We start from the raw sequence: 24,460 nt of genomic DNA on the forward strand, positions 1-24,460 counted from the left end.
CACGCGGCAGGCCAGTGTGGGAGCCATGGGCCCTCGCTTGCATCTTGGCTTCGGCGGCAGTCCTTTACGTCTGGGGAATAGCTGGAAACGGCTGGGCCAATGCCTACTATTCGGCGGCAGTACAGGCTGGTCAGTATGATCCGGTCTCATTTTTCTTCGGATCTTCGGATTGGGGCAACTCCATAACCGTGGACAAACCACCTTTGAGCCTGTGGGTCATGGGCTTGTCCGTTCGGCTCTTTGGATTGAACACGTGGGCTCTGTTGCTTCCCCAGGCCGCGATGACAATGGCGAGCACTCTGCTGATCTATCGTCTGGCACGGAGGCATTTGCCCACGTCTGCAGCTCTACTTTCCGCCGCTGTCTTCGCGAGCACTCCCATCACCGTGCTGCTAGCCCGCTATAACAATCCCGATCCCCTCATGGTGTTGCTGATGCTTTCGGCCCTCTATGCAGGGATTCGGGCAACGGAGTCCGGCCGGACAAGGTTTCTGTACCTGGCAGCCTTCATTCTGGCGTTGGGGTTTCTTACGAAACAGCTTCAGGCATTCCTCGTATTGCCTGCAATAGGCCTCGTGTTCTGCTTTTACGCGCAGAAGGCCTGGCGGACAAAGGTTGCCTCACTATTTCTGGCGGGTCTGGTTTTGGCTGTCGGATCTTTGGCGTGGCCGCTGGCTGTCGACCTCACTCCCCCTAGCTCCCGTCCGTATGTAGGCGGTTCGGCTACCAACAGCATGTTCGAGCTGACTGTTGGTTACAACGGAATTAATCGAGTCGTCCAACACAAGGATGACCCTTCAGTTGCACTCATTCCCCAAGAACTGCGGAGCATCGAGACGGACGCCGGACTGTTTCGCCTGTTTAATTCCAACTACGGCCAGGAGATTGGCTGGCTCTTACTTCCAGCATTACTGGCATGCATCGCCATAGTGGTCAAAGTCCTCCGAGGCAGGTATAGCCGGAACAAGTCGATCCTTGCAGTCGCTTCAGTGGCTTGGATGTTCACCACCTATCTCATGCTCAGTTTCATGGGAAACAGCTTCCATTCCTACTACACTGCATCGATCGTGGCGCCCCTGGCGCTCTGTATTGGCTTGGGTGCGGAACTGCTTACGTCGCCCCGGCAGTCGCACCTGAGCCGGATCGGCATCGCCGCGGCCGTGGTTTCGAGCTGTATTTTTTCGCACGCGATGTGGCAACTGAGCGATGCTTACCCGCAATTGCTGGGCATTGGCTTGCTCCTCCTTGGTTTGCTGGCTGGCGCATTGCTATCCGTGCCAGCGCCCTGGAAATGGGTGCCCCGATTGGCTGCCTGGCTGGCAATCGGCAGCCTGCTCGTCGGACCCGCGTTTTGCTCAACCATAGCGCTGGCCACTCCCCAGGAAGGCTCGAATCCGCTATCAGGCGGTCTCTCCCGGAGTCCCAACACGCTTAGCCGTTTCCTATACGGGGTCAAGCAAGGTGACCCGGCGTGGGCCTCTGGGCTGGCAATCGGCGTGACGCCCAGTCCGGTTCTCGCGGAGTATTTGCGAAACGCATCCGCGGAGTGCACGTGGGCCGCCGCGACCTATCCCGGGCAGACCGCGGCTCGCTTCCAGCTGGAGATCGGCCGGCCCGTGATGCCCCTTGGGGGGTTCGCTGCCATCGACCCCAGCCCAACCCTTGTCCAATTCAAAGAATGGGTCCAGGCGGGACGACTCTGCTATCTGGTGGAACAACCCGAACAGCTCAAGGTTCCAGGCAACGGTGCAGAGCTACTGGCCATTCACGAGTGGGTCGCCAATACGTTCAGAGCCGAGAAAATAGATGGCGTCACCGTCTACAAGCTCACCCGCTGATCTGAGTTGAGTTAGTCCTTCACTAACACCTCCGGAGATGTCGGGCGGGACGTATCAGATTCTCTGGGGATCTGGCGTTTGTTCGCCGGGATCCTCCTGACGCCTTGCGGAGGTGGTGACGATGTCTCTTCATGCCGTTGCTGCTGTTGATTCTCCTGTCGTGGTGGCCGTCGATGTGGGCAAAGCGATGGTTCCGTTGACGGTTACTGACGCCGGCAGGCGCCGGTTGCTGGGTCCTGTGGACTTCGAACTGACGGGTCGAGGTCTTGTCGGCGTGCTTGCCCTGGTTAGGAGCACCCCGGCCGGGGTGGATACCCCCGTCAAAGTCGGTATCGACACTGCCGGGCACTACCATCTGCCGCGCTGGAGCCGTCGGCGTGGCCAGCGGGTTGGCAGGTGCTGGAGCTTAATCCGGCGCATGTGGCCGAACAGCGCAGGGCCCAGGGACGCTTCCAGGTCCAAGACCGATGCCTTGGACCTGGAAGCGATCACCGAGCTCGTGCTGAGCGGTCGTGGCAATCCGGTCACGGCGCGGGCGGCGGTGATCGGTGAGCTGTCCGCGTGGGCCGCCCACCGGACCCGCAGGGTCCCGGACAGCGACCAAGAACCAGTTGCTGGGCCTGCTGGACCGGGCTTTTCCCGGCTTGACGCTGGCCCCCGCCCGACGTGCCCGGGACAAAGGTCGGCAGGCTCGTCGCGGCGGAATTTGCCGACCCGAAACGGCACGCGGCACTGGGAACGAGCCGTTTCATCCGGTTCGCGGCCGCGCGCGGCCTCGTGGTGCGCCTGCCGATAGCCGAACGACTCGTTGAAGCTGCGCGAAATGCGCTTACCACGGTTGATGCGACCGTGGCCCGGCAGGTTCTGGCTGCGGACCTGGCGCTGTTGGCGGCATTGAACGCACAGATTCACGCAGCCGAGGCCGAGTACGCCCGGTTGCTGCCGCTGAGCCCGTTTGCGCCCCTCACCACGACCCCTGGCTGGGGCGTGGTCAGGGCCGGCAACTACGGAGCCGCGCACTGGGCGACCCGCGCCGCTGGCCCGGACCGTCGCAGATCTGCCGGGCATCGGGACTGTCGCCGACTCAGTACGAGTCCGCTGGCAAGCGACGCGACGGATCGATCAGCCGGGAAGGCAGCGTGGCGTTGCGCCGGGCACTTGTGGACCTGGGCGTGGGTCTATGGCTCTGCGACGCATCCAGCCGCATGTACGCGGTTTCGCTCAAGGCCCGGGGCAAGAAAGGCGGCGTGATCGCCTGCGCGATGGCCCACCGCGCCGCCCGGATCGCATACGCCATGGTCCGGGATCCGGCGCCATACAACCCCACTCGCTGGCAGTGACCACCCGGCCTTCCGGGATACCGGCGGCCTCTGCCGCGGCGTCAGGCGGCTGTCAACGCGGAGCGCACGCAGCGCAGCGAGGACGAACGACGTTGACAGCGACAAGCCGCGGAATACGCTTGGCCGTGACCACCGGAAGGGCCCCGCGTTTCCTGAGCAACGGAGGTGCCACGGCAACCCTTCACAACCCCGGTCTGGCAGTGAGACGCTGAAACCGACGAAGGGCCGGATCAGACGCCGACTCCCGCTATGGCGGACGCTCCACGCGTTACGCCGCATCTAGCATGGCGCCCGGCCCTTCGCCCCGCCGCAGCAGCCCGAACGACGCCAGATGACCCGGCCACTGCCGAGGTCGCATAAGTCAGCGTGGGCGCAGCCGGAACCATGCCGGTACAGCAGCCAACCCTCCCCGGCCACAACAGAGAACTTCCGAGCGCTCCGACCCACGGAGCACCCTCCGCCATGCCCCGGGCGTTGCTTGACACGAGCTATAGCCAGCTGAGCCATGCTGCGGAACCCAAGCCGCACACAGAGGTAGTCGAGTCTTGGATCGAGGCCAGGTTCGCTACTGAAGATGGCATTCATCAAATCGATCTCGCTCGTCCGCTGGACTGGATCTACCAACGCAGAAGCCCGCCCCGCCGAATGGCGGGACGGGCTTCTGGGAAGCGATTGAACGCTTCGAAAGCGGATTTAGCGCTTCGAGTACTGCTGAGCCTTACGGGCCTTCTTGAGCCCGGCCTTCTTGCGCTCGATGACGCGTGCGTCACGGCGCAGGTAACCGGCCTTCTTCAGGGTGGCGCGGTTGTTCTCGGTGTCGATCTCGTTCAGTGAACGGGCGATGCCGAGGCGCAGTGCGCCGGCCTGGCCGGAAATGCCTCCACCGTGGATGCGGGCAATGACGTCGTAGGCCCCGTCAAGATCGAGGATCTTGAAGGGCTCGTTGACGTCCTGCTGGTGCAGCTTGTTCGGGAAGTAGTTCGCCAGCTCGCGGCCGTTGATAGTCCACTTGCCGGTGCCGGGCACGATGCGGACGCGTGCAACGGCTTCCTTGCGGCGGCCAACTGCTGCGCCGGCTACGGTCAGTGCCGGGCGCTCCTTCTTCGGCGCTTCTGCTTCCGCAGGACCGCTTTCCGAGGTGTAGCTGGTCAGGGTTTCCTCTGCCTCAACGGCTTCGGTGGTCTCTTCGTTCTGAGCCACGGTTCTCCTTGTATAGATAAGTTGTTTGGTGGCCAGGACTACTGGGCGACCTGGGAAATTTCGAAAGTCTTGGGCTGCTGGGCGGCGTGCGGGTGCTCTGCACCGCGGTAAACCTTCAGCTTGCCCAGCTGCTGTGCAGCAAGGGAGTTCTTGGGGAGCATGCCCTTGATGGCCTTCTCCACGGCGCGGACCGGGTTGGATTCCAGCAGCTCCGCGTAGTTGACGGAGGTCAGGCCGCCCGGGTAGCCGGAGTGGCGGTAAGCGCGCTTCTGCTCGAGCTTGGCGCCGGTAAGGGCAACCTTCTCAGCGTTGATGATGATGACGAAGTCGCCCATGTCCATGTGGGGCGCAAAAGTGGCCTTGTGCTTGCCGCGCAGCAGGATTGCGGTCTGGCTGGCAAGACGACCAAGGACAACGTCTGTGGCGTCAATGACGTGCCACTGGCGGTTGATATCGCCGGGCTTCGGGGTGTACGTACGCACGGTGTTTGCCTCGTTCTTGTTCTGGCGTTCTTGTTTAGGTGTCACGTAAGGGTGTGCACCTACTATCTATGCGCTACCGGAACAGAGGTGAGGGCTCTATGAATCCAGTGGTCCCGGAGTCTCGAATGTGCCCGAGGAGTAGTTATCCTGCAACCGGATTCTCAGCGGGCACGCATCATCGAGAAAGGACACGCACAACGACTACCAAGAATAGCGCGAACCGGGCGTCAGGGTCAAAATGGGGTATCCGGTGGCGGGGGCTTGGATGCCCGCGCCGGCGCCGGGCCGTTCCACGCCAGGAGTCTTTGTGTCCTTAGTAGGCATCACCAGCAGCGCCGCTACGCTCTTTGTCCTCGCCATCGGACTGCTCGGCACGCTCCTTGGGATGCTCACTGAACGGCTCATCGCCCGCGCTCTCCCCCGCCTCGGCGGACTCCCGGGTAGTAGGACCAGAATTACGACGGCGGCCCTCACCGGCGCTCTCTGCGCCGCCTTGGCGGTGCGGTTCGGAATGGACTGGTCGTTGCCGGCATTTCTGGTCCTTGGCGTGCTCGGCGTGCAACTGGCCCGCATTGATATCGCCCACCATTTATTGCCGAATCCCCTTGTACTGGCCTTGCTGTCGGCCGGCCTGGCGCTCTTCGCCGTCAGCAGCACGGCCACGGCGGGCTGGGGCGAGCTGCTTCGCGCAGCCGCCGGCGCCGCCATCCTGTTCGTCGTTTACCTGATTCTGGCGATTATTTCGCCCAGCGGCATCGGAATGGGCGACGTGAAGCTGGCCGCACCCGTGGGCCTGTACTTGGGCTACTTGGGCTGGAGCCACCTGTTCTACGGCGGAGCCCTCGGGTTTGTAGTGGGCGGTATTTACTCCTTCGTTTTGATTAGGCTCAACCGCGCGGAAAAGACGTCCGAAGTCGCCTTTGGACCCTCCATGCTGGCCGCCGCCCTGGGGCTCGTTTTGTTCGCCTCCTAGCCAACGGCGAGGCCTGACTCTGGGCCGAATCTCGGGAAATAAAGCTAAGCCAGGCTTAGCGATCCAAGTAGTTTCCAGCCTATGAATTTCTAATGCGAGTACCGTTTCTGGGGGGTATATACGAGTCCCCCCGGAAAGTCGGGTATTGGTACGCATTGTTGCCGATCTGGCGCAGTGCAATTCTTTAGCTAGCGAAAGTCCAGCTGCTAAAGAATTGTGGATGCCGCTGGAAATTCGTTGAAATAATCCACATAAATTTCACCGAATTAAGGAATCCAAAATGACTGCACTCATGGTCTCCGTTCTTGCCTTTGTTGCCGGAGTCAAGGACCGCCTCAGCTCAGAGAAGGGCGCAACTGCGACGGAGTACTCACTGCTCGTTGCGTTCATCGCATTGCTCATCATCATTGGCGTCACCGCCTTCGGCACCGCACTCAACAACTGGTTCTCAACCCTGGGGTCTCGAGTCGGCACCTGGTAGGAACATCCTTCCCACGTGTGCCGCGCCAGTCTTTGGGGCAGGACGCGGCACACGGCCGGCCAACGCAGCGGTCATGACCAACAAGCGGAAGCCTGCAACCAATTATCGACTGGGGCGAATATGCGTCGCTACGCACCGTCACCACTTCCACCGAAAAGGAACTCAAAATGACATCACTAATGGTCTCCGTTGTTGCCTTCGTTGCCGGCATCAAGGACCGCCTCGCATCGGAAAAGGGCGCAACCGCGACGGAGTACTCACTCCTCGTTGCATTCATCGCTCTGCTCATCATCCTTGGCGTGACAGCCTTCGGCACCGCGCTCAACAACTGGTTCTCAACCCTCGGCTCCACGGTTGGTACCTGGTAGCCACAACCTTCGGCGAGTGTGCCGTGCCTGAGGGCACGGCACACTTCGAAACTTCCAACCAACCTCGGGGGATCCGTTGAAGAACACCTGCAAGGAAAGCACGGACAGCAAGAGCCGTGGCGCTGTGGCCGTCGAGTTCGCCCTGGTTGCGCCGCTGCTGCTGGCTCTCATCACCGGAATCGTCGAATTCGCACACGCCTACAACGCCCAGATCTCTGTGACGCAGGCCGCCCGCGAAGCAGCCCGGACGATGGCCGTCAAGAACAGCCAAACGGACGCCAAAGCTGCGGCCGTGGCTGGGGCACCGGGACTGACAACTGGCTCGTTCGGGTACACATTCACACCTGCCGCCTGCGCCCCGGACACCACCATGAAAGTAACGATCTCCTACAACTCGGCAACAATGACCGGGCTGTTTGGCAGTTCAGTAACCCTCACCGGAGTAGGAGCAATGCAATGCGGCGGATAGTTGCTGACCCTGAATCGCGCGAACGTGGAGCGGCTGGCATCCTGGTGGCCCTCATGATGCTGGTGATGATCGGAGCAGGTGCACTGGCGGTAGATGCGGGGCAGATCTACGCCGAACGCGCCCAACTCCAGAACGGGGCAGACGCCGCCGCCCTGGCAGGAGTTGATCTTTGCGCGGAGTCGGGTTGCACGCAGGCTGACGCAAATGCCATGGCAGCTGCACTGGCCAACAGCAACTCCAACGACACAAAATCGACGGTACAGTCCGTGGACCTCTCGGTAGCCGGTCAGGTTTCGGTCACTACGTCCACAAAGGACGGCACCACAAACGCCGGGTTCCTCAGCAAGATGTTCGCGAGTGTCCTGAACGCTCCGGCGGCAACCGTAGGGGCCACCGCAACAGCCAAATGGCTCTACCCCACCAAGGGCATCTCTATCCTCCCTCTGACCTTCGCCACATGCGAATTCGAGGACGACGGCATGCCCCACAAGGTCCTCACTCAGGGAGGTGCAGAGGACTGCAACGGACGCAATCCGTCGAACCAGATCATTCCCGGCGGATTCGCCTGGCTTGACCCTGACGGCAACACTGGATGCAAAGTGACTGCCGAAGTGGGCCAATGGAGCCCCACCAGCGCAGGCGAAGGAGTACCCGCAGGCTGCATCGATCTCTTCAACCCATCAATCAACCCGTCGCTGGCGGGCTCCACAGTTGCACTGCCCGTTTACAAGTACACCTGCGATGGACTGCCGGCCGCACAGTTCGGCTCATGCAACGGCAGCAGCGTCCAGTACTACATAGAGCAGTGGGCGGGCTTCAAGATTCAGGCATGGAACCTCACCGGTCAGGCCAAGTATGACCCGACCCACGTCTTCAGCGGCAGTGAGAAAGGCCTCTACGGGACCTTTATGGGATATTCCGCAGATCCGAACCTCTTCACCGGAGGCTCAACTACACCCAACGGCAATGTCATTGTCATCGGGCTGATCAAGTAAGCAATTATCTAAGGGGAGAAATTGAAAACACGCCTACTGGGAGGCATCGCCGCGCTTGTCGTTGCAATAATCGGCACGGTCCTTCTCATCACATATGTTCAAAGCGCAGATCAACGGGCAATGGCAGGTACAGAGACCTCCGAGGTCTTCGTGGTACAGAAAGCCATTCCCGCCGGGACACCCGCCAGCCAACTCAGCGACTCCGTCGCTATGAAGCCGCTCCCGAAGTCCACCCTGACCGAGGGGACCGTTACCGACCTGGCCGACCTAGGCACTAAAGTAACCGCCGTTTCGCTCGTGCCGGGCGAGCAGCTCCTGTCCAGCCGGATGGTGGACGCCGATGCGTTCCTCGGACCTTCAAGGGTTGCAGTGCCGGACGGGATGCAGGAGATTTCGATCAAACTCCCCATAGAGCGCGTGGTTGGTGGAAAGATCACCGCCGGCGACTCCGTTGGTGTCTTCATTTCACTCCAGGAAGCCTCTACCAACCGCGCAGGAGACACTGCAACTCAGTCCGCAGGCACCCAACTCACCTTCCACAAGGTGCTGGTCACGGCGGCCCAGTTCAGCAACGGCAGCGCCGCTCAGCCCGACACAGCCAAAGAGGGTCAGACTACAGGCGCACTGAGTTCCGGCAACAGCAACCAAAGCGACGGCACCTACCTCATTACTTTGGCCCGCAACTCAGTCGACGCCGAGCGACTCGTGTACGCCGTCGAATTCGGCAAAATCTACCTGTCCAAGGAACCGGCTAAAGCAACCGAAGGAAATACCGTCGTAGTGGACAAGACGAGGGTGTTCCGATGAGCCGCTTCGTTCTCATCACACCGAACTCCGATTTCGAACGCCGCGTCCGGATGGCCACCATCGGAATGCCAGGGTCCCTGCAGTACTTCCCGGCCGACTATCTTCCCCAGGGTCCCGAGGAAGTTCTCAAACAGCTCCTTGGGGAGCCTCCGGAAGTCTTCATCCTTGGTCCCGGATTGCCGGAGTGTGACTCCCTGAAGTTTGCGTCAGTTATGGATCTCCAGTACCCCGAGATCAGCATGATTCTGGTCGCTAGCGAATCCTCCGATATCGCCGTCCAGGCAATGCGGGCCGGAGTGCGGGATCTTCTTGACCCCTCAGCTGAGGCGGATCACATCCGCATCATCGTGGAGCGGGCAAGCCTCGCAGCGGCTGGTCGACGTCGCGGTCTTGCCCCCAGCAGCTCCGAGCACCACGAACACGCCGAAGGCGGACGCATAATTGCCGTCATCTCCCCCAAAGGGGGCGTGGGCAAGACTACCGTGGCGACCAACCTCGCCGTCGGCCTCGGCAAAATCGCACCCATGGGTGTAGTTATTGTGGACCTTGACCTCCAGTTCGGCGATGTGGCCAGCGGTCTCATGCTGGAGCCGCAGCACACCATCACTGACGCTGTGGTGGGCGCCGCGAGCCAGGATTCGATGGTCCTCAAGACGTACCTCACCGTGCATTCGGCGGGACTCTACGCCCTGTGTGCTCCGAGGAATCCAGTGGAAATGGACCGTATCACTGCTGAGAACGTCACCCACCTCCTCAATCAGTTGCGGCAGGAATTCCAATACGTCGTTGTTGACACGGCCCCGGGACTGGGTGAACACGTTCTTGCAACGTTGGACCTGGCTTCGGACGCCGTGTGGATCTGCGGCATGGATATTCCAAGCATCCGGGGCCTGCGCACCGGGAGCCAGATCCTGGCCGAGCTGAATCTCCTCCCAGAATGCCGGCACGTTGTGCTAAACATGGCCGATCGCCGGACTGGTTTGACGTTGCGCGACGTGGAAGCGACTATCGGCGCACCGGTGGACGTGGTGCTGCCGCGGTCACGCAGCCTTCCGTTTTCCACCAACAAGGGTGTGCCGGTTCTCCAGGACGGCGGCCGAGACCCCGCGGCAAAGGGCCTCCAGCACCTCGTAGACCGTTTCAAACCCAATTGGGAAGCCAGACCTCATAAGAAGTTGCATCGAAGGGCGGTAGTGCAGTGAACCTCTCACGTAGGCTCGAGAAAGTGCGCGGCAACGAGTCGCCGTCAGCCATCACCGAAGGAGCACCACCAAATTCCTTCACGGCTTCGAATGGATCCAATGAGCCAGTGACCCTTGGCCGTATACACGAAGCCAAGTCGGCCGAGACCGCCAGCGCCGTGGACCTGGTGGAACTGACGCAGACGGGTGCCGTTGCCAGCGGGGCACTCGGCGCCCTCAAGGAGCGGGCCAGCCAGGCGCTCTACGAACGCCTTGGAGCGCGCATCACTGACTCCTCACTCGAGGAGGCCGAGCTCCATCAATACGTCAAGGACGAACTCAAAATCGTCGTCGATGAGGAGCAAGTTCCGCTCACCTCGTCGGAGCGTCAGAGGCTGACTCGAGAGATCATTGACGACGTGTTGGGCCACGGACCAATCCAGCGGTTCCTCGACGACCCATCAGTTACCGAAGTTATGGTCAACCGCTATGACCAGGTGTACGTGGAGCGTGACGGCAAGCTCTCCATGACGGACACTAAGTTTGCTTCCGACGATGCTCTGCGGAGGGTCATCGAACGGATTGTGTCGAAGGTCGGCCGACGGATTGATGAATCATCGCCGCTGGTGGATGCACGCCTTGCAGACGGTTCCCGCGTCAACGCCATCATCCCGCCATTGGCAGTCAACGGACCTGCCCTTACTATCCGTAAGTTCGGGCGCGATGCGCTGACGGTCCAAAAACTCATCGCCTTTGGCAGTCTGTCCCCGGAGATGGCTGAACTGCTCCACGCCTGTGTCCTGGCCCGCTTGAACATCATCGTCTCGGGAGGTACCGGAACTGGCAAGACCACACTCCTCAATGCGCTCTCTTCCTTTATTCCGGTTTCGGACCGCATCGTAACGATTGAGGACGCCGTTGAACTCCAACTACAGCAGGACCACGTGGTCAGGCTGGAGAGCAGGCCGCCCAACATTGAAGGCAAAGGCGAGGTTGCAATCCGCGACCTCGTCCGGAACTCCCTTCGAATGCGTCCTGACCGCATCGTCGTCGGCGAAGTACGTGGAGGGGAATGTCTAGACATGTTGCAGGCCATGAACACTGGCCACGACGGATCTCTTTCCACTGTTCACGCCAACTCTCCCAGGGACGCCATTGCCCGCCTGGAGACTCTTGTGCTGATGGCTGGCATGGACATCCCGCTCCGGGCAGTGCGGGAACAGGTGGCCTCGGCCGTGAACCTCATCGTTCACATTTCGAGGCTCCGGGACGGAACACGTCGGGTTACGCACATCACGGAGGTCCAAGGAATGGAAGGGGAGATCGTCACCCTTCAGGATGCCTTTGTCTTCGACTATTCGGCCGGGGTAGATGCCAATGGCCGCTTCTTGGGCAAACCGGTCCCGACGGGCGTGAGGCCACGCTTCACCGACAGGTTCGCTGAACTCGGTATCCCCATCTCGCCCCACGTCTTCGGGGCCCAGCCAGTCAGGAGCCGGTAGCCATGGCCGCCGCCGACTTGCCGGTCGGCCTGTTCGTGGGTGGGCTGTTCCTGGTCTACCTCTCACTCGGCCTGGTATTCGGAGTAGTTCTGAAGGGCCGAGCGGGGGTCCCCCTCTCGCGGAGACGCCCTGATGCCGTTTCTCAATCCACCGGTCTGACCCGACTGACCGACCATGCCGTGGGGGCACTCAACCGCGGCCTCAAGAAGAGGCCTGCCGGGTTCCTCAACCGCCAAAAGCTGGAACAGGCAGGGCTCAACAAGGAGCCGGGCGACTACCTGCTAATGGCCGGAGCGATAACGCTGGCTGCGGCCGTGCTGGGATACGTCCTCGGTGGTCTGGGGATCAGTATCCTGTCATTTCTGCTGGCACCGTTCCTGCTCTACCTTCTCTTGAACATGCTCATCGCACGGCGTCGCCGGAAGTTCGATAGCCAGGTGCCGGATACTCTCCAGATGTTTTCCGGCGGGCTCCGAGCCGGCCACAGCCTCCTGAGAGCAATCGATGCTGCGGCTCAAGAGAACGAGGCACCTATGGCTGAGGAGCTGAGCCGTATTGTCAACGAAACGAGAATCGGCCGCGACCTGGGTGAATCTTTGGAGGACGTGGCCAACAGAACAGCCAGCGAGGACTTTCAGGGGATTGCTCAGGCCATTGAAATCCATCGCGAGGTAGGTGGCGACCTTGCTGAAGTCCTGGATCACGTGGGTGAAACAATCCGGGACAGAAATCAGGTGAGAGGACAGGTGCGCGCCTTGAGCGCGGAAGGCCGCATCTCGGCCCTTGTCCTGATGGCATTGCCGATCCTGATGTTTGTCGGCCTAGTGATCTTCAATCCGACTTACGCTCGAGTTTTCACCACCACGGTTATCGGATTCGTCATGGTGGGTGCAGCCATTGTCCTAATGTCCATCGGTGGGCTTTGGCTCAGCCGCATCATCAAGCCGAAGTACTAGGGGGCAGAAGAAATGCAACCCATTGCACTCGCAGCCATCTTGGCAATTGTCCTTCCAATGTCCGGCATGATCTGGCTGGCGTTCACGGCAGACCGGGCCGGACTCCGCAATATTCAGGCAAACCTCGGCCTCCTGTCAAACCAAGCCACCCAGTCGCTAAACGTCAATGAGCAGTTCGCTAAACTGTCCCGTCGATTGACGCCTCACAGCTATGAAGCGTGGCTGGACAAGCAGTTGGCCGGAGTGGGGCGGCCCAAGAAGTGGCCGCTGGCCAGAATCATCATGATCAAGCCCCTGCTCGCGTTCGGCGGGGCGGTCCTTGGACTTCTCGTGTTTCTCGGAGCGCCTTCTGCCGGAAGGTTCATGCTTTGCTTAGGTATCGCGGCATTATGCTACTTCCTCCCGGACATCCTCCTTCGCAACCGGGCGCAGAAGCGCCGTGAGGAAATCCGGCTGGAGCTTCCCAATGCGCTTGACCAGATGTTGATATCCGTTCAGGCCGGCCTCGGCTTCGAGACCGCTATGGGCCGTGCTGGTGAAAACGGCCGCGGACCGCTCGCCGATGAGCTGATCAGGACGTTGCAGGACATCCAGGTGGGCCGGTCCCGGAAGGAAGCCTACCTGTCCCTCTCCGAGCGGGTGGATGTTCCTGACGTGCGCAGCTTCGTTCGGGCCGTAGTCCAGGCGGACACCTATGGCATTGCCATCGTGGGCGTACTGAAGATGCAAGCCAAGGACATGAGGATCAAGCGGCGGCAGCGAGCAGAAGAGCATGCAATGAAGATGCCGGTAAAGATGCTCTTCCCACTGATCTTCTTCATCCTTCCCACGCTGTTCATCGTGTTGCTGGGGCCGGCCGTGCTCCAGATCCTGGCCGTATTTTCCTAGGGGGAACCATGTTTCATCAACTTTCAAGCCGGCTAATGCGCCTCGCCAGCGCCCTGAGGGCCCTCGTTCATGACCAACGTGGGGCGACGGCCACGGAGTACGGGATCCTGGTCTCGTTCCTGGCACTTGCGCTCGTCCTAGGCGTGACAGCCTTCGGACAGGCCCTCAACCTCCACTACATGGGTATGACTGCCAGCCTCAAGGCTGCTCTCGGAATTCCGTAAACCCGAATAGCACGACACAGCGCCTTCTGGCGCTCCAAAGACCGGACCCCCTCGGATCCCAGAGCCGAGGGGGTCCCTTTGTGCGCCCGCGAGTGCTGCGAATTGCCCGCAAAATGCAGGGTTGGCACAGCGGGAGCGCAGGAAACGCGCAGGTTGGTCAGGGTTGGCACAGGATGATGCAAGAACCGTAACCCCGGGCGTCTTACGTTGCTAACTTTTTTATAGAGCTGGTGTAGGGCCAGCTTCTCCCTCACTCGCTCAGGAGTATCAAAATGTTTGCTTTCTTCTCAAACGCCGCAGCTCGTATCCGCCGCGAAGAGAAGGGCGCCACTGCCGTCGAATACGGCATCATGGTCGCCCTCATCGCCGTCGTCATTATCGCAGCAGTCACGCTTCTGGGTGGCGGCATGAAAGACACGTTCACGCAGGTACAGTGCTCCATCAATGGCGGCACTTTCACTGCTGCCACCGCAGCCGGCACCGCGACCTGCGCCTAATGCGGTGATTTAGGGCTCTGCTGAGCCCATCTCATGCCCCTATCCACGAGGTGGTGGTGGCCGTCAGGCCGCCGCCACCTCGTGCATACGACGATCGGCATATCTGGAAGGCAGTCAAGTGTCGAAGTCATTGGAGCGTGGCGCAGTCGCGGTTGAGTTCGCACTCTTGGCACCCATCCTCATCATGCTGCTGCTCGGAATCATGGAGTTCGGACGCGCATACAACGTTCAAGTAACGCTAACAAATGCTGCCCGCGAGGGAGTACGCGCCATGGCAATCAACAACAGCCAAACCACGGCCCGGGCGGCGGCCAAAAATGCCGCAACTCAGATAAGACCGGCCCTGGCGGACGGCAACATCGCCTTCAGTGCGGCGAACTGCGCTGTAGGCTCCCAGATGACGGTGACCATCAGCTACTCACTCAGCACCATGACCGGCATCGCCGGCCCCTTTGCCATGACTGGAATAGGAACCATGCTGTGCGGCGGTTAGCAGCGGATGATGGCGAACGCGGCGCGATCAGTGTGATTGTCGCCATCCTGATGGTGGTGCTGCTCGGCTTCGCCGCCATCTCGATTGACGTCGCGATGCTCTACTCCGAGCGGGCCCAATTGCAGAACGGTTCGGATGCGGTTGCCCTGATGATGGCGCAGAGATGCGCCAGAAACGATGCCGATGAAAATTGTGCCGTCACCGCTCCCCTGGCTGCAGACCTCGTCAACAATAACGCCGTTGATGGCCTGAGCAACGTTGAGTCCATCGCTCTGGATAAGGCGAACCGAACCGTCAAGGTCACGGCCGGCGCGAACGAAACCGGAAACGCTCCGAACAGCGTATCCCTATTCTTCGCACGGGTCTTTGGCATTCCAAGCGCCGAAGTGGTTGCCAGCTCAAATGTGAGGTGGGGCAGCCCCGTGAAGGGAACGACCCCATTTCCGATCACAGTTTCAATTTGCCAGGTCCGGGGCCAGACCGGTGTCATGCAGCTTCTTCAGTTGCATGGCAAGAATGCCAATGCTGACTGCTTTTATGGCCCGTCCGGCGCGGCGGTCGAAGGCGGATTCGGGGGTCTTCAGCAGGATGCTGCAGTTTGTGGAGCCACCATTGACATTGCCACGAGCAAAGCCGGCGGAGACACCGGCAACAATCCTCCGCAGCACTGCGAGGCGACGCTGAACAGCTGGGCCGCGGACATCAACGCGGGCAAAGACGTCATCCTGTTGTTGCCAATTTTCAATGCCGTGACTGGCACGGGTACTAACGCAGTCTTTGGATTGACAACGTTCGCAGCTTTCGAAGTCGAGGGATGGAAAGTTGGATCGACCGGGCTGCCCTATACCTTCCACAACCGATCGCCCGACGTGCCCTCCACCTTGGAATGCAAGGAACCATGCCGCGGCATCATTGGAACGTTCGTCGAGTATGTTTCCTTGGCCGATGGCTACACCCTGGGCCCAGTTAACCCAGATGGCGCCACGGTCGTCGAATTGACCAGTTAGTTCAATGCATTTCAGTGAATCAAAATCCCCCAGGAGCAGTTAGTGAAGTCTCGGTTGTTGGCAGGAGCGGCAGCGGTAATCCTCGCCATCCTCGGCGCCATGCTGGTGGTTTCCTACGCCCAAGGCGCGGACCAGCGTGCCGTCAAGAACATGGAACCCGTGGATGTGCTCGTGGTGAAGACAGCGATCCCTGCCGGAACACCGGTCGAATCAATGACCGCCTCGCTGGCCACTAAGCAGCTGCCTGCAGCGGCAGTGAGCGAATCCTCGTTGAAGTCGCTTGACGAGTCCAAAGGCAAGGTTGCAGCCGTAGATCTTGTTCCCGGCGAACAACTCGTGGCCGAACGCCTCGTTGCTCCTGACGAACTGAAGGTCCAGGGGTCCGTTGAAATACCTGCCGGGCTCCAGGAAGTCTCCTTCCAGCTAGAGCCGGACCGTGTAGTAGGCGGACGACTGGCCCCTGGCGACCATGTGGGCGTTTTCGTTTCCATGGACAAAGGCGGCCTGGAAGACAAGGCAGACAAGGAAACCACTAAGCTGACCGTTCACAAGGCGCTTGTCACTGCCGTCCAGCGTTCGCCCGAAGCGGCCCCGACGGCGGTGCCTGCGCCCTCGGCGAGCGCCGATCCGAACGCTGCCAATCCTCAGGACACCACTCTTCCGGTCGGCTCACTCATGTTGACAGTGGCTGTCAGCGATGTGGACGCCGCTAAGATCATCTTCGCCGCAGAGTACGGCAAGATGTGGCTTAGCAAGGAGCCCACCAACGCAAAGAACAGCGGCCCCCGGATCATTCAGCGGAGTGAGGTCTACAAGTGAGCCGCTTCGTCCTGATCACTCCGAACGCGGAATTTGACAGCCGCTTGCGGCAGGCTGTCGCGGGCGGCCTTCAGGGCGGCGTGCAGACGTTCTTCACTAATGTTCTGCCCGCCGGCCCGTACGACCTCTTCGCCCAACTGAACCAAGAACAGCCTGAGGTCCTGATCCTCGGCCCAGACGTTCCCGTCGATGAGGCCCTACGCCTCGCGACCGTGCTCGACGTCCAGGTGCCGGACCTTACGGTTCTCCTCGTCAGCGAGCCTGATCCCGAATTCATCCTGCAGGCAATGCGTGCCGGCGTTCGTGACATACTCAGCCCCTCCGCCGATCCCGCTCAGATGCGGGTACTGCTGGAGCGCGCCTGCCAATCCTTCGCCAACCGGCACCGGACGGAACTGCCCAAGCAGGCTGAAAGCAGCCAGGGTGCGGTGATCGGCGTCTTCTCGCCCAAAGGGGGCGTCGGTAAGACCACCATCGCCACGAATCTCGCTGTCGGGCTGGGCAAAATCGCCCCCATGAGCGTGGTGATCGTGGACTTGGATCTGCAGTTCGGCGATGTCGCGTCCGGCCTCTACCTGAATCCGGAGCACACGGTCACAGACGCTGTCTCCCCCGCCGCCAGCCAGGACACACTTGTGCTGAAGGCATTTCTCACCGTCCACCCGGCCAGCATCTACGCCCTGTGCGCGCCCGTCAGCCCCGTCGAGGCCGACCACATCACGCCGGAACAGGTAACGCGCCTTCTGGAGCAGCTGGCGGACGAGTTCCAATACGTAGTTGTAGACACTGCCCCGGGGCTGCCGGAGATAGGACTGGCTGCCATGGAAGCCTGCACCGACGTTGTCTGGGTGAGCGCCATGGACATTCCCAGCGTCCGCGGCCTCCGTTCGGGCCTGGACATTCTCCGCCAGCTGGACATTCTGCCCGACGGACGGCACGTGCTGCTCAACATGGCCGACGCCAAATGCGGGCTGTCGGTCCAAGATGTCGAATCCACGATCGGCGCCCCAGTGGATGTCAGCGTGCCGCGGTCTCGCGCCGTTGCGTTCTCCACCAACCGCGGCGTACCGGTACTACAGGAAGCCAAGAAGGATCCGGCGGTCAAAGGACTCAACCAGCTTGTGGACAGGTTCAGCCCGGCTGTGCAGGCAAAGGGCCAGCGGAAGAGCCACCGCCGGGTGGTGGTCTAGGTGAAGCTATCCGAACGCATCCAGGTGGCTCAGGCGAAGTCCCAGCTTTCGGCTACCCCGGCCACAGCAGTGGCTTCCGTGACGGCCGCGTCCTCTGCCGCCGTGGCCGCACCAGCTCTCCGGCCTAGGACGGCAAGGAACGTCCCGGCAGGGCACGCGGACGCCACCACAACTGCACCTCCGACGCGCCGTGAATCCGTGCGTGCTAAACCAGCGCAGCAGGAGTCAGTACCTGCGAAGCCTTCGCAGCAGCCTGCGGCGCAGAACGAGGTCTCAAAGCCCAAAGCCCAGCAGCCAGTGGACGTCTTCGCTGCCCTGAAGCAGCGGGCAGCGACAGCCCTGTTCGAACGCATGGGGGCTCGCTTCAACGACTCCGCCCTCACCGAGAGTGAACTGCGCAGCTCCGCGAGAGAAGAGCTCATCCGCATCATCGATGCGGAGCAGGTTCCACTGACCGCGGACGAGCGCTCCCGGCTGGTGGCGGACGTCGCTGACGACGTGCTCGGCTACGGGCCCCTGCAGCGGCTCTTGGACGATCCCGCCGTCACCGAAATCATGGTGAACCGCATGGACCAGATCTATGTGGAACGCAAGGGCCAGTTGACGCTGACCGAATCCAGGTTCAGCTCCGAGGACCACTTGCGCAAGGTCATCGAGCGAATTGTGTCTAAAGTCGGGCGGCGCATCGATGAATCCTCGCCGCTTGTTGACGCGCGCCTGGAAGACGGTTCCCGGGTAAACGCCGTTATTCCCCCGCTAGCGGTAGGCGGCTCTTCGCTGACCATCCGTAAGTTCAGCAAGGTGCCCCTGACCGTCCGGAACCTCATCGACTTCGGCACGCTTACTCCGGAAATGGCCGAGCTGCTCAACGCCTGCGTGAAAGCCAAACTGAACATCATCGTGTCCGGCGGTACCGGTACGGGCAAGACCACGCTCCTTAACGTCCTCTCGTCATTCCTGCCGGCCAACGAACGCATCGTGACCATCGAGGACGCCGTGGAACTTCAAATCCAGCAGGAGCACGTGGTCCGGCTGGAGAGCCGCCCACCGAACACCGAGGGCAAGGGAGAAGTCACCATCCGCGAACTGCTCCGAAACTCCCTCCGCATGCGTCCGGACCGCATCGTGGTGGGTGAGGTCCGTGGCGGGGAATCCCTGGATATGCTCCAGGCCATGAACACCGGCCACGATGGCTCCCTGTCGACCGTCCACTCGAACTCGCCCCGCGACGCCGTCGCCCGACTTGAAACGCTGGTCCTCATGGCGGGAATGGACCTGCCTCTGCGGGCCATCCGCGAGCAGATCGCCTCCGCCGTCAACCTGATCATTCAGATTTCCCGCCTCCGGGACGGCACACGGCGCATTACGCATGTGACCGAGGTCCAGGGCATGGAAGGTGACATAGTCACTCTCCAGGACGCGTTTGTGTTCGACTACTCGGCAGGTGTCGACCAGCACGGCCGTTTCCTCGGCAGCCCTGTTCCCACCGGCATCCGCCCGAGGTTCATCGACCGCTTTGAAGACATGGGAATCCACGTTTCGGCCGGTGTCTTCGGAGCCCCCCTTGCCTCGACCGGAAAGCACTGACGCTCATGATTCTGACCATGGGAATTGTCCTTGTCGTTGCCGCCGCCCTGTTGGGAGGTGTGGCTGTGCTCATTCCACGCACGCCCACCGTGCCGCTGGACCGCCGTCGGCCTTTCCGGACCGAGCCGGACTCTCAACTGACGCGCGTTGCCGGCACAGCCGTGCAAACCATTGAGCGCTTCCTCACCCGGCGGAATATCCGGTTCTTCAACAGGGAGGCCCTTGAGAACGCGGGATTACGACTGAGCCAGGCCGACTTTGTGCTGCTGGTGATCATCGGCGCTTTCGTGGGGGCGCTCGTGGGCCTCGTGGTGGCGGGTCCGTTGCTGGCGATTCTCCTGGTGGTCGCCGCGCCGTTCGTCGGGCACGTTGTCCTGGGTTTCCTCGCTGGCAAGCGGCGCACACAATTCGGTGACCAGTTGGGCGATACTCTGCAATTGCTGTCCGGCAGCCTCCGCGCCGGCCACAGTATTCTTCGCGCTATCGACGCAGCCGCCAACGAATCGCAGGCGCCGACGTCCGAGGAAATGCGCCGTGTCGTCTCGGAAACGAGCCTGGGCCGGGACCTTCTCGTGTCACTCAACGACACCGCGGAGCGCATGCAGAACGAGGACTTTGTCTGGATCTCACAAGCCATCCAGATCAACCGGGAGGTGGGAGGCAACTTGGCCGAAGTCCTGGACCAGGTGAACGAGACCATCCGCGAGCGCAACGAGATCAAGGGCCATATCAAGTCCCTAGCCGCCGAAGGGAAATTTTCCGCCTACATCCTCATGGCGCTGCCGGTGGGCATCGTCGCCATGCTGATGCTGGTCAGCCCGGGCTACATGGACAAAATGGTTTCCACCGTCCTGGGCTGGATCATGATCGTTGCCTCCATCATCTTGATGACCGTCGGTGGTCTGTGGATGCGCAAGATCGTCGACCTGAAGTTCTGAGCTCGCAATGGATCCCTTAGTTCTCCTCGCCCTCCTCCTGATCTGCCTGCCAATCGGCTACCTCGCTTGGTCCGTACTGTCCGTTGACCGGAAGGGACAATCGACGGCCCGGGCCATTCTTTCCAGGGGCAGCTACCGTGCCGATGTTGAGAAGAAGGCTAGCTCAGGTGTCGTCGAGAAAATCGGCTATCGGCTCACACCGGCTGCCTACGTCCTCAAGCTAGATCACCTGCTCTCCCTCGCCGGCCGCCCGGCAAGCCTTCCGCTGGGCCGCGTGCTTGCCGCCAAGCCGGCCTTGGGTCTTGTGGGTGGCCTCATTGGCCTGTGGCTGAGCTCCATCGGGACGACACCGATCATCAAGCTCGTGGGGCTGTTCATCCTGTTCCTTGGCTACTTCATTCCCGATCTGCTGCTCTACAGCAAGGGCATGGAGCGACAGAAGGCCATGCAGCTGGAGCTCGCGAACACCCTGGACCAGATGCTCATTTCCGTAGAGGCCGGCCTCGGCTTCGAGGGTGCCATGGCCCGTGCCGGCGAAAACGGAAAAGGCCCGCTGGCGGAGGAACTGGTCCGCACCCTGCAGGACATGCAGGTGGGCCGGAGCCGCCGCGAGTCGTACCTTGCCCTGGCCGAGCGCACCAACATCCCTGAGCTGCGGAGCTTCGTTCAGGCGGTTGTACAGGCAGATACGTACGGCATCGCCATCAGCCGCGTCCTTCGGGTACAGGCAAAGGTTATGCGCGTTAAGCGGCGTCAACGGGCCGAAGAAAAGGCGATGAAGCTTCCCGTCATGGTCCTCTTCCCGCTGCTGTTCTTCATCTTCCCTGTCCTCTTCATCGCGATCCTGGGCCCAGCCGTCCTCAACGCCATCGAGACGTTCAGCGGCCATTAGGGTCGAGATAACGCAGTTTTTCTGCGCACCACAAGGAACCCGCAGGGTTTCCACAGGATCCAAGCTTCATCAGGCTTTTCCCAAGGTCAGAAAGTAGCCTTAAGTCATGTCCATTTCAGGTTCCAGTGCGGGTGACGGCAGCGCCAACGGCGTCTGCCTCCCTGCGTCCGGGGACCCTGAGGACGAGCAGCAGGACGACTCCCGGGAAACCGTCCTGGACCTCAGCGTCCTTCGCGAGCTGGAAGAGGAATTGGGTGGCTCCGGTGTGGCGCACAATTTCGCCCGGGATTACATCAGCATCTGGGAAAAGCGGTTCCGCTACCTGGAGCGGTCTGTTGAAGACAACGATCCCGACGCTGCGATGGATGCTGCCCTGAGCCTGAAGAATTCCGCCCTGATGGTGGGTGCCACCCGCCTGGCCAAGCTGGCCATCGAGGTGCAGCGCCTCGTCAAATGCGGAGACCTAGCTGGCGTGCAGCAGTTGCTGCCGGCGGTTGCACGAGCTGGCGCGCTAACGGTCAGGGAGCTGAAGCTGGGTTACCTTCCGCCGGATAGCTAGGTCCTCTTAAGTGAGCTACTCCGCCCGCTTCGGCGCCAGCCGGTACCCGACCCCGCGTACGGTGACCAGCCACCGGGGGTCCTGCGGATCCTCGCGGAGCTTGCGGCGCAAATTACCGATATGCACTTCGACCGCCCGCTCATCGGCCTCACTGATGTAGGTGTCCTCGCGGTAGTACTCGCCGCGCACCACACGCACCAGGTCCGCCCGCGTGCGCACGGCCCCCGTGCCGCGCAGCAGTTCATGCAGAAGGTCGAATTCGCTCCGGGTCAGCCCCAGCGGCGTCCCGCGGAGGGCCACGGTCCGGGTTTCAGTGTCCAGGGCAAGTCCGTTGTGATGCAGCACTGTTCCCCCACGGCGGGCACCGCCTGCGGCAGCGGAGCCCGGCTCCGACGGCGGCCCGACCGATGCCTCAGGCTCACCAACTGCGCCCTGCCGCGGCCGGCGCATCATGGCTGAAATGCGCGCCCGCAGTTCGCGCGGCCGGAACGGTTTGACGATGTAATCGTCCGCGCCGCCCTGAAGCGCCGTGATGGTGTCCAGTTCCTCGTTCCTGCCCGTCAGCATCACCACGTAGGCGTCACTGAACTGCCGGATCCGGCGAAGCACCTCGAAGCCGTCGATGTCCGGAAGACCGACGTCGAGCGTGATCACATTGGCTTGGCGCAGCCGGGCCACGTCCACGCCGTCGCGGCCCGTGGCTGCAGAGTGCACCTCGAAGCCGGCCTGCTGAAGTACCGCGTCAAGGAGGTTGCGAACGTCATCATCATCCTCAATCACAACGGCCACACCAAGATCGCCCAAGACCATCCCCATATCCAATAACACCACCGCATTGCCCAGCGCAACGCGGGAAGCAATATCAGGCTACAACCTGCAGGGGCCCGGACACCCTTTATTCGCGATAACTTTTAGCCGGATACCCCTCGGAAGCAACGAGCTCTACAATCGCTGAAGAATTGCCGTGCATAATGGGCTTCATGTCATGGTTTATGCAGGCGTGGTCCTGTGATGCGAAAAAACAGAACAGAAGGTGCCGGCGCAATGGGTGAGCAGCTACTGGTCCACGGCACCGACCGTTTTTTCAGGCGCCTTGGGCCGCGTTTGCAGGTGGCTCTTTGCCAGCTCCCGGTGACAGTCATTCTCGGCGCGCTGGCGATTGCGGCCCCGGCGGTCTGGCCCACCTTGATAGACAACGGCGTGTTTATCGCGTCCATCATCCTGATGGGCGCATTGTTCCTTTCCTGTTTTCTGGTTCCCTGGGAACGGCTGCCAGCCAATGCTTACCTCGTAATACCAATTCTTGACCTTGTGTTGATCGGGCTCGCCCGCAACGGAGCGGTTCCGGCAGTTGCCGGGCTCGCTGTGCTGGCCATATTCCCCGTGATCTGGTTGTCGGCATCGGGCGCCTACGCAAGGACGACAATTTTCCTGAGTTTCTTTGGGCCATTACTCATCGCGATGCCCACGGTGGTGCAAAAGTTTCCCAAAATTTCACCTTCGGACATCGCCACGGCAATTCTGCTTCCGCTCATGATGCTGGCAGTATCCCTCGCAATCCGCTTCGCCAGCGCCAATGTCCGGATGCAGCGCCAGCGGCTGGAGAAAAAAGACGCCGAACTCCGCGAACTCCTCGTCGAAAGCAGGAACCGCGAGCGGCTGCTCAAAACGGTGCTGGACACGATCGACGTCGGCATTGTCGCCGTTGACGCCGACGGCCAGAAAGTGCTGGTCAACGGACAGCAGAAAGATTTCCAGCAGGCAGCATCCACTGGCGCATCAGTCCCAGTCCCGGAATCCGAGCAGCTTCTGTTCGGTCAGGACAAGGTGACGCCGCTTCCTGCCGATAAGCGGCCCATACGCCGGGCGGTGGCGGGCGAAACGTTCGCGGACTACCTGGTGTGGATCGGCGAGGGATCGGCGCAGCGCGCCGTCTCAACGGCTGCGCGGATTATCAAGAACGACGACGGCGGGTCCAGTGGCGCCGTCGTCGTCTACAGCGATGTAACAGGCCTCGTGGAAGCGTTGACGGCCAAGGAGGAGCTGATCTCCAACGTCTCCCACGAGTTCCGCAGCCCGTTGATGTCCGTCCTCGGCAACGTGGACCTGGTGCTCGAAGAAGCGGACGGCCTGTCCTCCGACGGTGTGCATCGGCTCGAGGTGGTGCAGCGCAACGCCGAGCGGCTCCTCTCCCTTGTGTCGGACCTGCTGGTGTCGGCCTCAACCGTGCTTGCCGTCCATCCCCGGCGGACTGACTTAGCCGGGTTGATCGAGACCACCATCGGGTCCGCCCAAGCGCAGGCCGATGCCACCAACGTCTCGCTCAGCGCCGATGTTCCGGTTCCCCTGTGGGCGCACGCGGACCCGCTCCGCATAGCCCAGGCACTCGACAACCTGGTATCGAATGCCATCAAGTACTCGCCGGACGGCGGTGCGGTGACCGTCCGTGCCAGCAGCAATGATCGCTGGGTGCAGCTGCAGGTTCAGGACACCGGGATGGGCATCAGCGAAGAGGAGTCCGCCCGGATCTTCACGCGGTTCTTCCGCACCCAGGCCGCCCGGAAGGCGGAGATCCCCGGCGTGGGCCTCGGACTCTCCATCACCAAGACCATCGTGGAGCGGCATGGCGGGAAAATTTCCTGCACCAGCACACCCGGTGCCGGCACCACGTTCACGGTTACCCTTCCGGTGGAAGGCGCCGCTGCACTCTGAGGGCTGCACTCCAGGCGCCGAGTCCGGTTTGGTGCCTGTCCAGCTAAATGCTCAGTCCGGCT

Annotated in this window: 26 protein-coding genes; 23 read left to right on the forward strand and 3 right to left on the reverse strand. The window is 61.4% G+C overall.

Features of this window, described 5'->3' with window-relative positions:
• Positions 1 to 44: 44 nt before the first annotated feature.
• Together ASG92_RS07705 and ASG92_RS30265 are read left to right on the forward strand one after the other, a co-directional pair.
• Positions 45 to 1,838 (forward strand): glycosyltransferase family 39 protein, encoded by a 1,794-nt coding sequence (locus ASG92_RS07705; RefSeq protein WP_200951910.1) that lies wholly within the window; start codon positions 45 to 47, stop codon positions 1,836 to 1,838.
• A 1,019-nt stretch (positions 1,839 to 2,857) separates the two neighbouring features.
• Positions 2,858 to 3,178 carry a transposase gene (locus ASG92_RS30265; protein WP_277308477.1) on the forward strand — a complete coding sequence of 107 codons (321 nt, stop codon included), beginning with the start codon at positions 2,858 to 2,860 and terminating at the stop codon, positions 3,176 to 3,178.
• Positions 3,179 to 3,871: 693 nt separating this feature from the next.
• Here ASG92_RS30265 and rpsI read toward each other — a convergent pair.
• Together rpsI and rplM are read right to left on the reverse strand one after the other, a co-directional pair.
• Complete coding sequence (rpsI, locus tag ASG92_RS07715; protein ID WP_056626577.1) at positions 3,872 to 4,378, reverse strand: 30S ribosomal protein S9; 507 nt, start codon at positions 4,376 to 4,378, stop codon at positions 3,872 to 3,874.
• A 38-nt stretch (positions 4,379 to 4,416) separates the two neighbouring features.
• Entirely contained in the window at positions 4,417 to 4,860 is a 444-nt protein-coding gene (gene rplM / locus ASG92_RS07720) for a 50S ribosomal protein L13 (RefSeq protein WP_011692756.1), read from the reverse strand.
• Positions 4,861 to 5,167: 307 nt separating this feature from the next.
• On the opposite strand from rplM, the gene ASG92_RS07725 reads away from it, so the two are divergent.
• The 20 genes from ASG92_RS07725 to ASG92_RS07820 all read left to right on the forward strand — a co-directional run bounded on the left by ASG92_RS07725 (position 5,168) and on the right by ASG92_RS07820 (position 21,686).
• Positions 5,168 to 5,833, forward strand: a complete 666-nt coding sequence (locus ASG92_RS07725; RefSeq protein ID WP_240987047.1) for an A24 family peptidase — start codon at positions 5,168 to 5,170, stop codon at positions 5,831 to 5,833.
• A 280-nt stretch (positions 5,834 to 6,113) separates the two neighbouring features.
• Positions 6,114 to 6,314 carry a Flp family type IVb pilin gene (locus tag ASG92_RS07730; RefSeq protein WP_056626579.1) on the forward strand — a complete coding sequence of 67 codons (201 nt, stop codon included), beginning with the start codon at positions 6,114 to 6,116 and terminating at the stop codon, positions 6,312 to 6,314.
• Positions 6,315 to 6,481: 167 nt separating this feature from the next.
• Positions 6,482 to 6,682 (forward strand): Flp family type IVb pilin, encoded by a 201-nt coding sequence (locus ASG92_RS07735; RefSeq protein WP_056626581.1) that lies wholly within the window; start codon positions 6,482 to 6,484, stop codon positions 6,680 to 6,682.
• Positions 6,683 to 6,758: 76 nt separating this feature from the next.
• Positions 6,759 to 7,151, forward strand: a complete 393-nt coding sequence (locus ASG92_RS07740; protein WP_056626583.1) for a TadE/TadG family type IV pilus assembly protein — start codon at positions 6,759 to 6,761, stop codon at positions 7,149 to 7,151.
• Positions 7,139 to 8,146, forward strand: a complete 1,008-nt coding sequence (locus ASG92_RS07745) for a Tad domain-containing protein (RefSeq protein WP_082579372.1) — start codon at positions 7,139 to 7,141, stop codon at positions 8,144 to 8,146. Before ASG92_RS07740 ends, ASG92_RS07745 begins: the two co-directional genes overlap by 13 nt.
• 120 nt (positions 8,147 to 8,266) lie before the next feature.
• Positions 8,267 to 8,953 (forward strand): RcpC/CpaB family pilus assembly protein, encoded by a 687-nt coding sequence (locus ASG92_RS07750; RefSeq protein ID WP_056626585.1) that lies wholly within the window; start codon positions 8,267 to 8,269, stop codon positions 8,951 to 8,953.
• Positions 8,950 to 10,155, forward strand: coding sequence for an AAA family ATPase (locus ASG92_RS07755; protein ID WP_056626587.1), 1,206 nt, complete (start codon positions 8,950 to 8,952; stop codon positions 10,153 to 10,155). The genes ASG92_RS07750 and ASG92_RS07755 overlap by 4 nt, the downstream gene beginning before the upstream one ends.
• A gap of 158 nt (positions 10,156 to 10,313) precedes the next feature.
• Positions 10,314 to 11,636, forward strand: a complete 1,323-nt coding sequence (locus tag ASG92_RS07760; protein ID WP_240987048.1) for a CpaF family protein — start codon at positions 10,314 to 10,316, stop codon at positions 11,634 to 11,636.
• Positions 11,637 to 11,638: 2 nt separating this feature from the next.
• Positions 11,639 to 12,592 (forward strand): type II secretion system F family protein, encoded by a 954-nt coding sequence (locus tag ASG92_RS07765; protein ID WP_056626590.1) that lies wholly within the window; start codon positions 11,639 to 11,641, stop codon positions 12,590 to 12,592.
• A gap of 12 nt (positions 12,593 to 12,604) precedes the next feature.
• Positions 12,605 to 13,480: a type II secretion system F family protein gene (locus ASG92_RS07770; RefSeq protein ID WP_056626591.1), complete on the forward strand. Its 876-nt coding sequence runs from the start codon at positions 12,605 to 12,607 to the stop codon at positions 13,478 to 13,480.
• An 8-nt stretch (positions 13,481 to 13,488) separates the two neighbouring features.
• Positions 13,489 to 13,704: a Flp family type IVb pilin gene (locus ASG92_RS07775; protein ID WP_082579373.1), complete on the forward strand. Its 216-nt coding sequence runs from the start codon at positions 13,489 to 13,491 to the stop codon at positions 13,702 to 13,704.
• Positions 13,705 to 13,976: 272 nt separating this feature from the next.
• A complete protein-coding gene (locus tag ASG92_RS07780; RefSeq protein ID WP_056626593.1) occupies positions 13,977 to 14,201 on the forward strand; it encodes a Flp family type IVb pilin in 225 nt (74 codons plus the stop codon).
• 118 nt (positions 14,202 to 14,319) lie between these two features.
• On the forward strand, positions 14,320 to 14,694 hold the full coding sequence (locus ASG92_RS07785) for a TadE/TadG family type IV pilus assembly protein (RefSeq protein WP_056626594.1): 375 nt from the start codon (positions 14,320 to 14,322) through the stop codon (positions 14,692 to 14,694).
• Positions 14,682 to 15,701 carry a TadE/TadG family type IV pilus assembly protein gene (locus ASG92_RS07790; RefSeq protein WP_056626595.1) on the forward strand — a complete coding sequence of 340 codons (1,020 nt, stop codon included), beginning with the start codon at positions 14,682 to 14,684 and terminating at the stop codon, positions 15,699 to 15,701. The genes ASG92_RS07785 and ASG92_RS07790 overlap by 13 nt, the downstream gene beginning before the upstream one ends.
• A 42-nt stretch (positions 15,702 to 15,743) precedes the next feature.
• Positions 15,744 to 16,520: a Flp pilus assembly protein CpaB gene (gene cpaB / locus ASG92_RS07795; protein WP_056626596.1), complete on the forward strand. Its 777-nt coding sequence runs from the start codon at positions 15,744 to 15,746 to the stop codon at positions 16,518 to 16,520.
• Positions 16,517 to 17,710 (forward strand): AAA family ATPase, encoded by a 1,194-nt coding sequence (locus ASG92_RS07800; RefSeq protein ID WP_056626597.1) that lies wholly within the window; start codon positions 16,517 to 16,519, stop codon positions 17,708 to 17,710. The genes cpaB and ASG92_RS07800 overlap by 4 nt, the downstream gene beginning before the upstream one ends.
• Before the next feature lie 297 nt (positions 17,711 to 18,007).
• A complete protein-coding gene (locus tag ASG92_RS07805; RefSeq protein WP_240987049.1) occupies positions 18,008 to 19,297 on the forward strand; it encodes a CpaF family protein in 1,290 nt (429 codons plus the stop codon).
• Between the two features lie 5 nt (positions 19,298 to 19,302).
• Positions 19,303 to 20,235, forward strand: coding sequence for a type II secretion system F family protein (locus ASG92_RS07810; RefSeq protein ID WP_056626598.1), 933 nt, complete (start codon positions 19,303 to 19,305; stop codon positions 20,233 to 20,235).
• A 7-nt stretch (positions 20,236 to 20,242) separates the two neighbouring features.
• Positions 20,243 to 21,127 (forward strand): type II secretion system F family protein, encoded by an 885-nt coding sequence (locus ASG92_RS07815; protein WP_056626599.1) that lies wholly within the window; start codon positions 20,243 to 20,245, stop codon positions 21,125 to 21,127.
• A gap of 106 nt (positions 21,128 to 21,233) precedes the next feature.
• A complete protein-coding gene (locus ASG92_RS07820; protein WP_056626600.1) occupies positions 21,234 to 21,686 on the forward strand; it encodes an Hpt domain-containing protein in 453 nt (150 codons plus the stop codon).
• Between the two features lie 15 nt (positions 21,687 to 21,701).
• Here the strand turns inward: ASG92_RS07820 and ASG92_RS07825 are convergent, their stop codons facing one another.
• The gene (locus ASG92_RS07825; RefSeq protein ID WP_056626662.1) at positions 21,702 to 22,490 is read right to left on the reverse strand and encodes a response regulator transcription factor; all 789 of its coding nucleotides are present in this window, start codon (positions 22,488 to 22,490) and stop codon (positions 21,702 to 21,704) included.
• Between the two features lie 240 nt (positions 22,491 to 22,730).
• Between ASG92_RS07825 and ASG92_RS07830 the strand changes: the two genes are divergently transcribed.
• Positions 22,731 to 24,398 (forward strand): HAMP domain-containing sensor histidine kinase, encoded by a 1,668-nt coding sequence (locus tag ASG92_RS07830; RefSeq protein ID WP_056626601.1) that lies wholly within the window; start codon positions 22,731 to 22,733, stop codon positions 24,396 to 24,398.
• Positions 24,399 to 24,460: the final 62 nt, after the last annotated feature.

The organism is Arthrobacter sp. Soil736 (assembly GCF_001428005.1).
In the GTDB taxonomy this organism is placed as follows: domain Bacteria; phylum Actinomycetota; class Actinomycetes; order Actinomycetales; family Micrococcaceae; genus Arthrobacter.

What these genes read in the sequence shown, in the direction of transcription:
- ASG92_RS07730 (WP_056626579.1), top strand. Translation starts at nt 6,114, where the DNA reads ATGACTGCACTCATGGTCTCCGTTCTTGCCTTTGTTGCCGGAGTCAAG.
- ASG92_RS07735 (WP_056626581.1), top strand. Translation starts at nt 6,482, where the DNA reads ATGACATCACTAATGGTCTCCGTTGTTGCCTTCGTTGCCGGCATCAAG.
- ASG92_RS07745 (WP_082579372.1), top strand. Translation starts at nt 7,139, where the DNA reads ATGCGGCGGATAGTTGCTGACCCTGAATCGCGCGAACGTGGAGCGGCT.
- ASG92_RS07750 (WP_056626585.1), top strand. Translation starts at nt 8,267, where the DNA reads ATGGCAGGTACAGAGACCTCCGAGGTCTTCGTGGTACAGAAAGCCATT.
- ASG92_RS07755 (WP_056626587.1), top strand. Translation starts at nt 8,950, where the DNA reads ATGAGCCGCTTCGTTCTCATCACACCGAACTCCGATTTCGAACGCCGC.
- ASG92_RS07765 (WP_056626590.1), top strand. Translation starts at nt 11,639, where the DNA reads ATGGCCGCCGCCGACTTGCCGGTCGGCCTGTTCGTGGGTGGGCTGTTC.
- ASG92_RS07770 (WP_056626591.1), top strand. Translation starts at nt 12,605, where the DNA reads ATGCAACCCATTGCACTCGCAGCCATCTTGGCAATTGTCCTTCCAATG.
- ASG92_RS07775 (WP_082579373.1), top strand. Translation starts at nt 13,489, where the DNA reads ATGTTTCATCAACTTTCAAGCCGGCTAATGCGCCTCGCCAGCGCCCTG.
- ASG92_RS07780 (WP_056626593.1), top strand. Translation starts at nt 13,977, where the DNA reads ATGTTTGCTTTCTTCTCAAACGCCGCAGCTCGTATCCGCCGCGAAGAG.
- ASG92_RS07810 (WP_056626598.1), top strand. Translation starts at nt 19,303, where the DNA reads ATGATTCTGACCATGGGAATTGTCCTTGTCGTTGCCGCCGCCCTGTTG.
- ASG92_RS07815 (WP_056626599.1), top strand. Translation starts at nt 20,243, where the DNA reads ATGGATCCCTTAGTTCTCCTCGCCCTCCTCCTGATCTGCCTGCCAATC.
- ASG92_RS07820 (WP_056626600.1), top strand. Translation starts at nt 21,234, where the DNA reads ATGTCCATTTCAGGTTCCAGTGCGGGTGACGGCAGCGCCAACGGCGTC.
- ASG92_RS07830 (WP_056626601.1), top strand. Translation starts at nt 22,731, where the DNA reads ATGGGTGAGCAGCTACTGGTCCACGGCACCGACCGTTTTTTCAGGCGC.